This window comes from Streptomyces sp. NPDC059875 (genome assembly GCF_042731085.1).
Lineage (GTDB): Bacteria > Actinomycetota > Actinomycetes > Streptomycetales > Streptomycetaceae > Streptomyces.
In genome coordinates this window covers 41,858-56,221 of the sequence record NZ_JBHWJZ010000021.1, presented here as the reverse complement: position 1 = coordinate 56,221, position 14,364 = coordinate 41,858, and the positions used below count along the sequence as shown (strand labels likewise).

The following is a 14,364-nucleotide window of genomic DNA, read 5'->3' as shown; positions in this document are numbered from 1 at the left end:
ACGCATGCACGGAGACTTCACCCGCTGGACGTTCGAGCCGCAGCAGGCCTACCGGGCCGTCCTCCTTCAGCAGGGGCGCGTGCTGCTCGACGCGGACTGGAACGAGCAGACCGCGATCACCGCGCACCACGACGAGGTCCGGACCGGCGACGCCGTCGGCCCCGACGGAGGCCCGGCGGACAGCGCCGGGTTCGCCGTCGTCACCACCGCCCTCGCGAAGCCCGCCGCGACGCCCTGGCACGACCTGCGGATCACCCCCGGGCGCTACTACGTCGGGGGCACGCTGGTCGAGGCGCCGGCGTCGGCCGCTCCCGAGAAAGCCGGCTGGCCGCTCGGCGACCAGCTGTACCTACGCACGATCGGTGAAGATCCGGCCGTCGCGGAGCCCGACGCCAACGACCGCTACGCCGTGCTGCTGGACGTCTGGACCCACCACGTCACCGCCGACGAGCGGGCGGCGCTGCGGGAACCGGCCCTCGGCGGTCCGGACACCACCACCCGCGCGCAGACGGTCTGGGGGGTCCGCCTGGTGCCCCTGCAGGCGGACCAGGGCGTGGCCGCGCTGCGGGCGCCCGACTCCTTCGCCACCACCCGGGGGACGATGGCCGCGCTGCTCAGGAAGTCCGGCACGACGTCCGACCCCTGCGGGCCGGCGGCGTACTCCGGGGGCTACCGGGGGCTGGAGAACCAGCTCTATCGAGTGGAGATCCGCGACACCGGCGACGGCGGACCGGCATTCGTCTGGTCCCGGGAGAACGGCAGCGTCGTCGCCTCACTGCTGGCCATCACGGCGGCGGTCGACGGCGGCAGCGCGGAACTGACCCTCGACCGTGAAGGCCCCGATGAGGAGCTCTCCATCGGGCCGGACGACACCGTCGAGGTGACGAGCGTCGACCTTCAGCTGCGTGGCCGGGCCGGGTTCCTCGCCACCGTCACCGCGCGGCGCGGCACCCGCCTGACCGTCCACTGGACCGGCGCGGCGCCGGTCTCGCGAGCGGCCCTCGGCGGCACACCGCTGGTCCGCCGCTGGGAGGGCCCGGCGCGTCCCCTGGACACCAGGCCGCTCGACCTGGAGGACGGCATCCAGGTCCGCTTCCCCGCGGACGGCGGGACCAGGGCGACGGGCGACCACTGGCTCGTCCCGGCTCGGACGATGCGGCTGCTCCACGGCCAGACGGCCACCGCCGGATCCATCGACTGGCCGCCCGGCGTCGACGACTTGGGCGAGGCCCTGCCCCCGTCCGGCCCGGTCCGGCGGACCGCGGCGCTGGCGATCCTCCGCAAGGCGGACGACGGCTGGACGCTGGAGGCCGACTGCCGCCGGCTCTTCCCAGCGCTGATCCACCTCACCACCCTCGACCTTGCCGGCGGCGACAGCCAGGAGGCTCCGCCCGGCAGCCCGCTGCCCCAGCCGCTCCGGGTGGCCGCCCGAAACGGCGGATTGCCGATCGTAGACGCCCGCGTTCGGTTCGTCGCGTCGGGTGGACGGCTCGAAGGCATTGGGGGAATCGACACCGACCGGGTTGCGCGGACCGACTCCCACGGCGTGGCTCGGATCCGCTGGACCCTGGACGCCCACGGCCCAGCGACGCAGACCGTGACCGCCACACTGCTGGACCACGAGGACGCCCAGCCCGTCGTGCTGGCTGGCCGGCTCAGGACTGCCGACCAGATCTCCTTCGCGCCGCCGACGGGGTGCGGGGTCTTCGGAGCATCGGAGAGCGTGCAGACCGCGTTGGAGAAGGTCGCGGGCCGCCAGGAACTGCGGTTGCTGGGGGGTGACGGTCAGCATCTGCGGGCGGAGGAGAAGGTGTTGCCGCAGCCGGTGCGGGTGGTGGTGGACAACGCCTGCGGTCCCGTGGCCGGTGCGTCGGTGGTAGCCACGGCGAAGGCGGGGGGCCTGGTGGTGAAGGCGACGGCTGCGCAGCCGCCGGCGGACCTGTCGTCGGCGGGCGGACAAACGTCACTGCCGGTGACGACAGGCGCGGACGGAACCGCTGCCTTCTGGTGGCAGCCCGCCTCCGAGGCTGCCAGCGACGCCCTCGAGCTGGCGTTGCAGGGCGCCCCGGGCGCGCCGCTGACCGTCACCGCGCAGGCACTGCCCCGGGAACGGGTCACGGCCGCCGAGGTCTCCTTCGCGCCGCCGACGGGGTGCGGGGTCTTCGGAGCGTCGGAGAGCGTGCAGACCGCGTTGGAGAAGGTCGCGGGCCGCCAGGAACTGCGGTTGCTGGGGGGTGACGGTCAGCACCGGGGGGCGCAGGACAAAGTGCTGCCGCAGCCGGTACGGGTGGTGGTGGACGACGCCTGCGGCCCGGTGGCCAACGCGCAGGTCGTGGCGACCGCCGGGGCGGGGGGCCTGGTGGTGAAGGCGACGAGCGCGCAGCCGCCCGCGGACATGTCGTCAGCCGGCGGGCAGGCGTCGAAGACAGAGATGACGAGTACGGACGGGTCCCTCGCGTTCTGGTGGCAGCCCGCGACCGGTGCGGCCAGTGACACCCTGCGGCTGGCGTTGCAGGGCGCCCCGGGCGCGCCGCTGACCGTCACCGCGCAGACACTGCCGAGGGAACGGACCGCGGCCGTCGACATCTCCTTCGCGCCGCCCTCGGGGTGCCAGGGGTTCGCCGCCTCCGAGACCGTGCAGGGTGCCCTGCAGAGGGTCGTGGACCGGAGGGAGCTGCGGCTGCTGGGTGGTGACGGTCAGCACCTCGGCGCGCATGACAAGGTGCTCCCGCAACCGGTACGTGTCGTGGTAGACAGCATCTGCCGCCCTGTGAAGGATGCACCGGTGAGCGCGACCCCCGGAGCCGGGGGCCTGGTCCTCAAGGCAACCAGCGCAAAACCACCCGCCGACCTGTCCACAGCAGGCGGACAGACATCGCTGACGGCGGCCACGGGCGAGGACGGATCCGTCGCCCTCTGGTGGCAACCCGCACCCGGCAAACCCAGCGACACCCTCCAGTTGGCGACGACGAGCTCAGCCGCCCCACTGATCGTCACCGCCCAGGCACCCAGAAGGGGCATCCACATCACCGAGGTGAAGCTCAACGGGAACCCCTCGATGAACCTGGTCAACGGCGACGCGCTCACCCCGGCCCTCTTGCGCCGCGGCATCTTCGCCCGCGCCGATCAGGACCTTGATCAGAGGAGCATCAATAACAAGGGGGTCTGCTACGTCGAGCTCGACCTGCCATGGCCGGTGGTCGATGAGCCGTCGTCCTGGAGCACTGAGCGTTTCATCGGGGTGCGCACGGTCCAGCTGCCTGCCAGGGAATTCGACTCGTCTCCCCCATTCGTACAGTGGTTCGCGCTGGAGCACACGCTCCGATGGATCGACCTCGAGCTGACGGCCAAACTGACCGCGCTCCCGGACGAGGTCAAACCGATCGTCGGACGCTTCGTCATCGAGGGCTCGGCAATCATTGGTAAGGACTCCACCCTGCGCCTCAACTGCCACGCCCCGTTCGTCCTCGACGAGGCAGGCGTGACCCGCATTCAGTTCCCCACTGATGACAGCGTCGTCGGCGGTCGATTCGTTCTCACGTTCTTCCTCGACAAGACCCTTCCCACCTGACCGCACACACCCTCAGCCTCCGGCCCCCTTCGTCAAGGCCGATCGGCCGGACTTCGCCAGCTCCCACCGGGCCGCGGTCACCACGTGGTGGTGGGTGACCGGGCTCTGGTCGGCGGCGGCGAGATAGGCGGCGGCGAGGGCGACCGAGGAGATCTCACCGCCGGCCAGGTCCAGGCGGGCCAGGTCGGCCGGGTCCAGGCCGTCGACGGGGGTTTCCGGGGGGAAGGCCCGACGCCACAGTGCCTCGCGCATCGACAGGTCCGGGTGCGGGAAGTTGACCACGGTCCGGAGCCGGCGGGTGAAGGCCCGATCAAGTTCGGAGCGAGCGTTGGTGGTGAGGATCGCCAGCCCCCGGAATCGTTCCAGCCGTTGGAGCAGGTAGGCCGTCTCCAGGTTCGCGTACCGGTCGTGGCTGTCGTGGACCTCGGCGCGGCGGCCGAAGAGCGCGTCGGCCTCGTCGAACAGCAGGACCGCCGCACTGTCCTCGGCCGCGGCGAACACCTGGTGGAGGTTCTTCTCGGTCTCGCCGATGTATTTGCTCGTGACCTGGCTGAGGTCCACCTGCACGAGGTCCAGCCCGAGCTCGCCGGCGACCACCTCGGCGGCGAAGGACTTTCCCGTCCCGCTCGGACCGGCGAACAGCGCCGTGGCGCCCTGGTCCCGCACCGCGGTGCGGTCCGCGAACCCCCAGTCGTCGAGCACCGTGGTGCGGTGTCGGACGGACGCGACCAGGGCGCGGAGCTGGGCGGCCTGGGCGTCGGGGACCACCAGGTCGTCCCACCGGGCCGTCGGCCGCAGCACCCGGGCTAGCCCCGGGAGCGAGGACCTCGCCCGCTCCCGACATGCCTGCCAGAGCGGAGTGCCGAGCGCGATGTCCCGGGCGGCCTCCTCGGCGGCGTCCGCGGTGAGGTCGAAGGTCGTGGCAGCGTCCTCGGTGGCGTCCTCGGCGAGGTGGTCCGATGCCCCTGCCAGCCGCAGCGCCGACCGGAGCAGATCGACGCGGTCGGCAGCCGCCAGCCGGCCCACCGGCACCCGGACGAACGCGTCGGCGGACACCACGGCGTCCTCGTCGCACAGGACGGCCACCGGGACGTCGAGATCGGCGACCGCCCGAACCACGGTCGTGTACTCCGCCGGGTCCGCGCCGTCGAGGGAGACCGCCCAGGCGGGCCCGGACAGCACCGTCTCACGCTCCATCAGGCGGGCCGTCCGTCGGCGCGCCGCAGCGTCCGCGGGCAGGTCAGCGGCGGCGACGAGGAGGACCCGGCGTCCGAGGCCGGCTCCCGCTGCCCCGGCGATCAGCCGCAGGTTCGCCGGCTGCGGTCCGGAGAGCAGCACGGCCCGGTTCCGGCTCCACGCCCGCACCACCGCGTCGGCCGCGCGCCGCAGCGGGGCGGGCAGCTCCGGCCGGACCGGGACCGGGCGGGCGATCGCGGCCAGGCCGGTGTCGAGGTAGCCGGTGCCGGTCAGGTGATGGAGCACCCGCTCGTCAACGGCCAGCGGGCTGTTGACCGGCGAGGAGGGGTCGAGCAGGTGCAGCAGGTGCCATCGGCGCAGCGGGGCCTCCGGTGTGGCGGCACTCCAGTGCGCCCCGGGAAGCAGGGCGAGCGCGGTGCCGAAGGACGGCCGTGGTGAGCCGCACGCAGCATGTAGCTCACCGGCGACCGCCGCGACGAGCTCGGGGCTGGCGGTCAGCAGGAGCAGGGAGCGCTCGAAGCCGGACAGCCCGAAACCGGTCGCCAGCCGGTCGAGCGCGCTGTCCGCTGGGAGCCGTTGCCGGGCCGCGGCCTCGGACCGCTCGGCCTCCTCCCGTACGGTCCCTTCCCGTTCGAGCCCGGTGCGCTCCGCCTCGGCCCGTCGGCCTCCCGGCCTGCGGTGCTCGCCGGCTTCGGCCAGCAGGGAGCGCAGGACGGCGAGTTCGGCCATCAGGTGGTCGCGGTTGGCGTGCTCCCAGGAGACGGTCCCGGCCACGGCCCGGTTCCCGGCCTCGCTGCCGGTCATGGTGCCGGGAGAGTGATCGCCGGGGCCCGGTAGGCGCCGTCGACCTGCTCGGGAAGGCTCTCCACGCCGTCGACCTGGGCGCGGACCAGCCACCTGCCATCCGGAACGCCGCTGCGCGGGACGGTGACGAACGGCTCCGGCGGGGCTCCGGGCCGGATCGGCGGCAGGACGAAGGAGAGTTCGCCGCCCGCACGGGCGGCGTCCCCGTCCAGGCGCAGCAGTGACACCGTCGCGCGCTGCCCGGGGAACAGTGGCGGGTTCAGCGCGAGGACGATGTCCGTCGGTCCCACCGTCACCCCCACGACGGTCGGCCGCACCACGACGGGCAGCGAGTTCGAAGCGGCCACCACTCGGGGCGACGGCGGGCCCGGCACCCCGGGCGGCGCGAAGTGCAGGACCTGGACGGGGTGTACCCCGGCCGGGACCTCCGCACCGAGGGTGACGGTCAGCTCGGTGGGCGTCCCGCCGGGCCCCTGCGAAAGATGTGCCGGGCCGACCCGGACCCGCGTTGTCGGGCCGAGCAGCCGACTGCCGTGCAGGACGAGGACCGTGCCGCCCAAGACGGCCGCGTCCGGCGGATCGGTGGCGATGGAGCGCAGCAGCGGCGCGCCCGACACGCCCACGGCGATCGCCCGCTGCGCGACCGGCAGTGCGGTGTGGGAGGCGGTTTCCCCGGTGAGGAGCACGACGCCGGCCGTGCAGCCGATCGAGAGCAGGTACGGCGACTGGGGGTAGGCGGACCAGATCTTCGACAGCTCGTCGACGGACAGCGCGGCAGGGGAAAGGCGCACGGACTCGATCTGCTCCGCGAGGTCCGTGTGCTTGAGGAAGGCGGTCTCGTCGGCCTCGCCGTATGCGCGCACGGCGGCGGTGACGACGTCCCGCCCGAGCACGGGGGTGACTGCCAGGGCGGTGACCGCCCGTCCGAGCAGCCGTTGTGCCTCCAGTGCGTCGTCCTGGCCGTAGCAGGTGATCAGGTAATGGAGATCCAGGGCCGTGACGGGACGCCGGAGGGGTACGCCGTCGGCACTGCGGTTCGGCAGGTCGCGGTCACGCCAGGCGGCGTTGGGTGTCACGAGGTACAGGAACACATTGATGCCGGGCACCCGGGCGAGGTCGTCGGCGCCAATCCGGTCCGGTCGCAGGGTGGTGACCCGGGCGCCGTCGACCGAGCCGCAACGGCTGCTGCCGACGGACTTGTCGAGGACGTACCGCAAGGCGGAGGTAGTGGCCGCGATCGCGAGAGTGTTGCTCATCGGCGCTCCCCCCGGCGCGCGGCCAGATAGGCGTCCAGGTCGACGTGGGGTGCGGCGGGGCGTGCTGCCGCCGGTCCGGCGGCCGGGGGCGGCGCCGGCGGTGGCGCTGACGGTGGTGGCTGTGGTGGTGGTGATGGTGCGGGCGGGTGGGATGGGTGCACCTCGATGCGGTCGATGTGTACGTGGACATCCCCGGGGCCGGGTTGGGGCCACGCCGGGTCGCTCTCCGGTACCGAGGAGATCCGCAGCCGCCCGGCGACGACCGTCGGCCGGTCCGGGGAGACATCCGGACCGGAGGGTTCCTCGTCGGCCCGGCGAACGGCCGGCCGCGCGCCGGGTGCGATCAGCCCCCGCTCGACGAGCGCGGGCACCACGTGCTCGCGGACCAACTCCAGCAGGTCCGGGACGGGCGGGGCCGACGGACCGGCGGCGGGCGGGCGCGCACCGGCCCGGGGCGGGAGCGGAGTGGCTCCGGTGCCGTGGGGGGTGCCGGTTCCCGGTCGGTCGGGCTCCGGGGAACGGACCGGGCCGGCGTCCGCCGGTGGCGCGTCGAGCCGGTCTCGGGCGGGGCCGTCGTCCGTCCTCGGTGGTTTCGTACGCCATATGCCGGGCGCCAGGCCGGGACGGTCGGTGGCCGGGTGCGCGGTCTGCCCAGAGGCCGGCGCGGATTCGCCCGGAGATCCGCCAGGCAAGCGCTCCGGCGGCACGTCGGAGGAGGTCGCGGCGGTGCGAGGGGCGTCCGTGCGCACGCTGGGAGGCAGGGCCCACGGGCGCTCGGAGTCCAGCCGCCCGGAGGGGGGCGGCGGTCCCGGCACGGGCGCGGAGTCACCGGCAGGCGGGTGCGGGAGTGGTTCGACGGGCAGCCCGAGGTCGCCCTCGCGCCTGCCGACGGTCGTCCCCGGTGGCTCGCGGTCGCCGAGCCACCGGACGGTGCGGGACGTGCCCGCGCCGAGCCCGGGGCCCGGGGGCCTCGTTCCGGCGGCCTCTGTTTCGGCGGACCGCTCCCGGGCGGTCGGCGCGGACCGCGACGCCGCCGCGCCGAACAGGCTGCTGTCCCGAGCAACCACCGGGCCGAATGGCTGGCCATCAGTCCGCTCCGCCGCCGGAACCGGCTCGGACGTCGTCCGGGCTCCCGGAGCCGACGGCTCGGGCGCTGACTCGGACCGGACGGGTGCCTCGGCGGGTGTGCGGCCCGGCTCCCGGGGAACGCGGCTCCTGGCACCGGCGCCTCGGGAGGCCGGGCTCCCGTTGGCTGCCCCCGCCGGCGGGTACGCACCACCGTCGTCAGCAGCACCATCGCCGGGTCTGGGGCCGGTCGTGTCTCCGGCCGGGGCTGCGGCCGAAGACACGACGGTGCCCTCGACTGCGCCCCCGGCGGCGACGTCCTCGGCCTCGGCCCCGCGTACGCGACGGACCGCATCCCGCACGTCCCGACGCGCGCCCTCGCGCTCCGCCCCGCGTACGCTACCGACCGCGTCCTGAACGGTGTCCCCACGCGTGCCCTCGCTCTCCTCCTCGACTGCACCTCCGAACGGAGGAAGGCCGGCCGCGGCGGAGCCGACCACGGACGGCGCGAGTGTGGCGGCCGGATCGGCGGGGTACGGCCGGACCGCGAGGTCGGCCGGTTCGAAGTGAAAGCGCCGCCGCAGCACGAGCCGGGGCTCCCGGCCGAGCGCGCGGGCTGCCATCCGGTCGAAGTAGCCGGTCACAGCGCCGCCACCCGGGTGAGGTAGGCCTGCCGTCGGACCGGTGACATCGCGAGGACCGCGCGCTCGCTCCAGCCGAAGGCGCGGGCGAGCGCAGCGACCTCCGCCATCAGCGCGGGGGCGGCCGCGTCGATCTGGTCCCAGAGCACGGCACCGACGTCGAGCGCCGCGACCACGCCGCCCGCGCACGCGGGACAGACCGCGCGCAGCACCGGATCCGTCTCGCCCGCCAGCCGCTCGGCGGCCTCGTCGACCAGCGCCTCTTCGGCCGGGGTCAGCGCCGCCGGGTCGAACGACCGGCCGTCGAGCCGTCGGACACACCGGGCCAGCAACACGGCGCGAGCGTCGCCGTCCTGCGACGACGCGGCGGCCAGGAGGTCCCGGACGGTGGGCGCGCGGACGGCGTACGCGCCGACCCGCGCCTCGCCCGGATCCGCAGTCGGCGTCCCGCCTGCCGCGTCGTCGCAGGACGGCAGCCGCACCCGGGTCTCCAGGAGTTCGCCGCAGTGCGGGCAGGTCACCAGTCCGTCGATGTCCGGTCCGAAGGCGGCCCGGTGCGCCCGGGCCGCCAGCGCCGCGCAGGGCCCGATCGTGAGGTCGAGCGCGCCGTCGAGGTCGGCGGTGAGCCCGGCCAGTTGCAGCAGGACGGCCGTCCGTGCCGCCGGCAGTGCGACCAGGGCCTCCTCCCACACCGTCAGCAAGCGCGCGGGATCGGCGAGGTCGCGCACCGTGGTCTGCCGTACCGCGGTCTCGCGCACCGTGATATCGCGGGTCTGCGCGGGCCGGCCGCTGGTCACGGCTCGACGAACGAGGGCTCGGTCGGCTCGGTCACCGCGAAGTCGCGCTGCCAGCCCTCGTTCTCCAGCTTGATCGACTGGATCGCGACCGCATTGGCGTTGGCGTCGAGGTCCGGCAGGGCGTGGAACTCCGAGACCCAGCATCGGTAGACGGTGTACGCGAGCGCCAGCTGTCCGGCCTCGTTGTAGACCTCGATGATGACGTCCTTGCGGAAGTCCTTGAGCGAGCTCTCGGCGCCGAGCCCCGACCCCCAGTTCCACACCTTGCTCGCCCACTGCTCGAAGTCGGGGTCGTGGGTGACCCCGCGCTCGAGGGTGATCGCCTCGTACTCGGTGCGCCCGGGGGACTTGCGGCTGGTGCTCGGGTCCCCGCCGTGCCGGTGCTTGACCACCTCGGTGGTCCGCCGCAGGGCACCCACCTTGCTGACACCGGCCACGTACCGGCCGTCCCACTTGACCCTGAACTTGAAGTTCTTGTACGGGTCGAAGCGCGTCGCGTTGATCGTGAAGTCGGCCATCTCGCTCCTTCTGGCGTAGGACGTCAGCCCACCGCTGCGGCGGTCTTCTGCTGGACACTGATGACGACGAACTCGGCGGGCTTCAACGGCGCGAAGCCGACCAGGATGTTGACGACGCCGCGGTCGATGTCGTACTGCGTGGTCGTCTCGGCGTCGCAGGCGACGAAGTACGCCTCGCGCGGGGTCCGGCCCTGGAAGGCGCCCTGGCGGAAGAGGTCCTGCATGAACGAGCCGAGGGAGGTCCGGATCTGGCTCCACAGCTGTTCGTCGTTGGGCTCGAAGACGACCCACTGGGTGCCCCGGTACAGGCTCTCCTCCAGGAACAGCGCGAACCGGCGGACCGGTACGTACTTGTAGTCGTCGGCGAGCGTGTCCGCGCCGCGCAGGGTCCGGGCGCCCCAGACCACCACCCCGGCCTGGGGAAACGCGCGGAGACAGTTGATGCCCAGCGGGTTCAGGTGGGCGCTCTCGCCGTCGCCCATGACCTGTTCCAGCCCGGTGGCACCGACGATGCCCGCGTCCAACCCGGCCGGTGCCTTCCACACGCCGCGGGACGCGTCGGTGCGCGCCATGACGCCGGCGAGTGCCCCGCAGGGCACGAACTCGCCGATGGCGCCGTCCCGGAGCGGGTCGGAGCGCCGGATCCGCGGCAGGTAGGTCGCCGCGTTTCGCAGGGACTCGCCGGCCAGTCCCAGGCCCGCAAGCCACTGGGGGAAGCCGCCGGGCGGCTGGGCGGCGGGCGGATCGACCAGCAGGAACGCCCGCCGGGCCGTGCACAGCGCGAGGGCCTCCGACCAGATGTCAGCCGGCAGGGTGCCGTCCGGGCGGGACGGCGGCAGACAGAGCAGGTTGAAGAGGTCGGCCCGGCGGAGCGCGTGCAGGCCCCTGCCGTCGGCCTCGAAGTTCGCACCCTCCCCGCCAAGGTAGTCCGCCAGGCCGAGGTCGTGTCCGTCGTCGCCCTTCCCTGCGCCGGTGTCGTATGTCCCGGCACTCGGCCGGGTGATGCCCTCGGGCATGCCCTCGACGCGGACGAGCCGGGACTCCGCGAGGATCCGGTCGACCCGGCGCGGCCCGTCGACCAGGGTGACGTTGAGGAAGACCTCCGGGACGTCGGTGCTCCCGGGCCGGGTGTCCCGGATCTCCAGGTGGAAGAGGTCGCCGCCGTCGATGGTCTCATTGAGGGCGACCTCATGGGCGTCCCGGCCCTCGGGGTGGCTCACCTCGACGGTCAGGTGGTTGGCCCACGAGCCAGGTCCCGAGGCGATCAGCCGCAGGCCGTTGACGTCCAGCCTGGCGGGCGTCGCACCGCCGGCGAGCCGGACGACCCGCGCCGTCCCGCCGCCGTTCAGGTAGAAGTCGCGCACGGCGTACCCCAGCGCGCTCTCGCGCCACAATCCGCCGAAGACCTGGTCGAACTGGGCCAGCGAGGTGAGGGTCACCGGTTCGTCGACCGGCCCGCGTAGGGCGCGTCCCACGAAGGCAGTGACGGCGGTCGTGACTCCGGTGACGGTCCGGTTCCCGCTGGGGGCTTCCGTCAGGTAGACGCCGGGGGCGCCCAGGGAGGGCTTGGGCATGGTGGCTCCTTCGGCAACGGCCTCGCGCCGGATCGTGCCAGCGCCCCGTCAACCGGTCGTCAGGTCATCGTCACCGCCGCGTCACACCCGAGGCTGGTGACGGCGGTGTGACGTCGCGTTGACATGAAGGGTGCGAGGCTCGCCACCGGTACGGACCGACAGACGAGGTGGAGGTCTCCGATGGTGCAGGTGTCCGTGAACACGTCCGTCGCGATCGCAGACGGGCCCACTCTGCCGATGGCGACGCTGCTGGATCCGGAGTCCTACACCTTCACGTCCGTGACGCTCGCGCCGTCCGGGCAGGCGGGCAACGAGGAGCAGGTGGTGCTGCTGCCGAGCAATGGCGCGCCGGTCCTGCTGGCCGTTCGAGCGCGGACGGAGTCCGGGGAGCCGGCCACCGTGGTCTTCACCGCCACGACAACGGGCGCCACACCGCCGCCGCCACTGTCCGTCGACGGTGTGCTGCTGGTGTGGGGGGCCGACGCGGTGAAGGCTGTCCTGCCAGGTGGACTGGGCACGCTGTCGGTCGGCCACAGCGGCGACGAGAGTGTACGGGTCGACATGCTTGCGTGCCTGGCGGTGCCCTGACGTTCGCGGTGCCGGTATCCACGCCGCTGCCGTTGCCGTTGCCCGGGGCTGGCGGGACGATGGGGATGTGCAATCGCACCAGATTCCGGCCGCCCTGCGTCCCGCGGCACGGCAACGCGGAACGAGCGAAGCCCCGCGGTCCGGCGACCTCGTCGCCAGGACCGTGGCGCATGCCGCCGGGACGAGCGGTGCGGCGCTGGACCCGGTCACCCGGACCTGGGCGGACAGCCGCTTCGGACACGACTTCGGCGACATCCGGGTCCACAGCGACCCGGTCTCGACGGCCGCGCTGGGCGCCGCCGCATACACGGCTGGCAACATGATCGTCTTCGCGCCTGGCCGTTACACGCCCGGCACCGCGTCGGGCCGTCGGCTCCTCGCCCACGAGCTCGCCCATGTGCGCCAGCAGCGAGGGAGCACCGCGCCACCGTGGTCGGTGGGGAGCCCCGACGCCGCCACCGAGAAGGAGGCCGACCGGCTCGCCAACCTGGCCGCGGGCCCGGCCGACCCGGGTCGGCCGCTGCCCAGGACCCGGTATGCGCCCCCGGCCGGAACGGTCCAGCTCCACCCCGGGGAACCGTGCCCGGCACCCCCGGAGTGGCAGCCCGAGAGCGCGGCGCCGCAAACGATCTACGGCCCGGCGAACCGGCTTCTCGAAAAGACCTATCGGGCCACCCACGCTGGGCCCCGTGAGCAGATTCTGGTCGGCTCCGATTTCCTCTACGGCGGGAACCCGGACTACGGGATCACCCTCCCGAAGGACGCGGAGGACGCTAGCTTCGCCCAGGATTTCATGGCGGACCTCCGCGGACTGAGACGCCAACGTGCGCCCGACATCATGGACTTCACCGCCCGCACGATCTACGAGATCAAGACCGCCGGCTACGCGGACGAGGGCCAGCGCCAACTCGCGGAGGACTACCGGCTGGCCGAGGCGCTCCAGATCAAGCACGGAGGGCGACCCTGGAACCGGGTGCACGCCACGTGGTTCCCGCCTCACGTGCTGGGCCCCCTGGAGGGCAACCCCGACTGCACAATCTGCACCGCCGCCACCGAACACCCCGTAGGGAAAGAGGGGTTGATTCTCTATCGGGTCTACCGCCGCAGCGGTGAGGAGCGGGAGAAAGAGAAGGCCCCGGCCGCGGCGAAGGCCAAGGCGCTCGCTGCGCTGGCCGAGGGCGCGCAGAAGCTGCGGCGGCAGCTCGAGCACTACTCCGGCGAGCACCGGGTCCAGGCCGAGCTGATCGACCGGCCGTCGTTCGCCGGCTTCGCCGGCTACTGGACCAACCAGCTCTTCAACGGGCCCGTCCCGCCACAGACCATCTGGCTCAACGCCTTCGCCTCGCTCGCGGCGGTGGACTCCTCGGTGCGGACCGGGGACGTCCGTCGCGCCATGGCGAGCCTGGTCCGGGGCCGTCGGGCGTTCCTGCTGGCACAGCGACGCTACCTGACCTGGAAGGAGGGCATCGAGCCGGCTGGCAGGCAGGCGAAGACCGCCATCGGCGTCTTGGCTGTCGCGGCGATCGCGGCTTTCGTGGCGCCTCAGCTCCTCACGAAGAAGGCGCCGGAAGCCGGGCAGCTGGCCGTGCGCATCGCCAAGGTGGTCGCGGAGGCCGACGCCAAGATGCTAGCGGCGGACGCGCTCATGACGGAGGCAGAGATAACGGCCGCGGCGGAGCTAGAGGCGGAGCTTCTGCTCCACGAACTGGCCGCGGCGGAACCGGAGGTGGAGCTCCTGCTCCGCGCAATGTAGTCGGGGACATGGAGCATGCCGGGTCGGAACAATCACATCTTCGCCGCCCTCCCCGGCGACTTCGGGGACGGGCACGCGCACCGATCCACTAAGCCGCGCTCACCGCGGCCGCGCGGCCCACCCACAGGCCTTGCCTTCGTCGGCCGGCGTACGGGCGACCTGCCTGCCTTGACCACCGGAGTAGACATCAGTCCCAACCAAGATCCCGGGTGTCAGTGAGAGCTGCTACCCCTGAGGCATGGGACTCCGACCAGATCGACCTGCAGCGGTGTGCACGATGCACCACCCCGGCTATGGAGCAGTCAAGACCGGAGCGTGCTACGAACCAAGGCAGCGCAGGATCGGCACACACGGGCGGCGTGGATGGCAACTGCTCGCAGATTTCACCACGCCGACCGCCCGCGACGCTGAGGCCATTGAACGAGCAGTGCTGGAGAGCCTGGCAACGCGCATGTGGGAACCGGAAGGCTGGGGTGCCCGGAAGATGGACGGCTTACCCGGCCACGGCACCATCAGCGGATGCCGCCACTGCGGCACGCCCCCCGCCAGCCCACGCCTGCGCCTGTTGCACGACTCCTTCCTCACCCCGGACCAGATGCC

Annotated in this window: 9 protein-coding genes; 3 read left to right on the top strand and 6 right to left on the bottom strand. The window is 73.2% G+C overall.

Features of this window, described 5'->3' with window-relative positions:
- Nucleotides 1-4 precede the first annotated feature (4 nt).
- Nucleotides 5-3,571, top strand: a complete 3,567-nt coding sequence (locus tag ACFV9D_RS24480; protein WP_385150019.1) for a DUF6519 domain-containing protein — start codon at nucleotides 5-7, stop codon at nucleotides 3,569-3,571.
- Between the two features lie 12 nt (nucleotides 3,572-3,583).
- Here the strand turns inward: ACFV9D_RS24480 and ACFV9D_RS24475 are convergent, their stop codons facing one another.
- The 6 genes from ACFV9D_RS24475 to ACFV9D_RS24450 form a co-directional block, all read right to left on the bottom strand.
- On the bottom strand, nucleotides 3,584-5,572 hold the full coding sequence (locus ACFV9D_RS24475; protein WP_385150016.1) for an ATP-binding protein: 1,989 nt from the start codon (nucleotides 5,570-5,572) through the stop codon (nucleotides 3,584-3,586).
- A complete protein-coding gene (locus ACFV9D_RS24470) occupies nucleotides 5,569-6,828 on the bottom strand; it encodes a DUF4255 domain-containing protein (protein ID WP_385150013.1) in 1,260 nt (419 codons plus the stop codon). The genes ACFV9D_RS24475 and ACFV9D_RS24470 overlap by 4 nt, the downstream gene beginning before the upstream one ends.
- Nucleotides 6,825-7,895: a hypothetical protein gene (locus ACFV9D_RS24465; RefSeq protein WP_385150010.1), complete on the bottom strand. Its 1,071-nt coding sequence runs from the start codon at nucleotides 7,893-7,895 to the stop codon at nucleotides 6,825-6,827. The genes ACFV9D_RS24470 and ACFV9D_RS24465 overlap by 4 nt, the downstream gene beginning before the upstream one ends.
- Before the next feature lie 638 nt (nucleotides 7,896-8,533).
- Nucleotides 8,534-9,331: a hypothetical protein gene (locus ACFV9D_RS24460; RefSeq protein WP_385150007.1), complete on the bottom strand. Its 798-nt coding sequence runs from the start codon at nucleotides 9,329-9,331 to the stop codon at nucleotides 8,534-8,536.
- The gene (locus ACFV9D_RS24455) at nucleotides 9,328-9,849 is read right to left on the bottom strand and encodes a phage tail protein (RefSeq protein ID WP_385150004.1); all 522 of its coding nucleotides are present in this window, start codon (nucleotides 9,847-9,849) and stop codon (nucleotides 9,328-9,330) included. The genes ACFV9D_RS24460 and ACFV9D_RS24455 overlap by 4 nt, the downstream gene beginning before the upstream one ends.
- 23 nt (nucleotides 9,850-9,872) lie before the next feature.
- Nucleotides 9,873-11,423: a phage tail sheath family protein gene (locus ACFV9D_RS24450; RefSeq protein ID WP_385150001.1), complete on the bottom strand. Its 1,551-nt coding sequence runs from the start codon at nucleotides 11,421-11,423 to the stop codon at nucleotides 9,873-9,875.
- 237 nt (nucleotides 11,424-11,660) lie between these two features.
- On the opposite strand from ACFV9D_RS24450, the gene ACFV9D_RS24445 reads away from it, so the two are divergent.
- Nucleotides 11,661-12,011, top strand: a complete 351-nt coding sequence (locus ACFV9D_RS24445; RefSeq protein WP_385149998.1) for a hypothetical protein — start codon at nucleotides 11,661-11,663, stop codon at nucleotides 12,009-12,011.
- Nucleotides 12,012-12,078: 67 nt separating this feature from the next.
- Nucleotides 12,079-13,764 (top strand): DUF4157 domain-containing protein, encoded by a 1,686-nt coding sequence (locus ACFV9D_RS24440; RefSeq protein ID WP_385149995.1) that lies wholly within the window; start codon nucleotides 12,079-12,081, stop codon nucleotides 13,762-13,764.
- The last annotated feature ends 600 nt before the right edge of the window (nucleotides 13,765-14,364 follow it).

What these genes read in the sequence shown, in the direction of transcription:
- ACFV9D_RS24445 (WP_385149998.1), top strand. Translation starts at nt 11,661, where the DNA reads ATGGCGACGCTGCTGGATCCGGAGTCCTACACCTTCACGTCCGTGACG.
- ACFV9D_RS24455 (WP_385150004.1), bottom strand. Translation starts at nt 9,849, where the DNA reads ATGGCCGACTTCACGATCAACGCGACGCGCTTCGACCCGTACAAGAAC.
- ACFV9D_RS24475 (WP_385150016.1), bottom strand. Translation starts at nt 5,572, where the DNA reads ATGACCGGCAGCGAGGCCGGGAACCGGGCCGTGGCCGGGACCGTCTCC.
- ACFV9D_RS24470 (WP_385150013.1), bottom strand. Translation starts at nt 6,828, where the DNA reads ATGAGCAACACTCTCGCGATCGCGGCCACTACCTCCGCCTTGCGGTAC.
- ACFV9D_RS24480 (WP_385150019.1), top strand. Translation starts at nt 5, where the DNA reads ATGCACGGAGACTTCACCCGCTGGACGTTCGAGCCGCAGCAGGCCTAC.
- ACFV9D_RS24450 (WP_385150001.1), bottom strand. Translation starts at nt 11,423, where the DNA reads ATGCCCAAGCCCTCCCTGGGCGCCCCCGGCGTCTACCTGACGGAAGCC.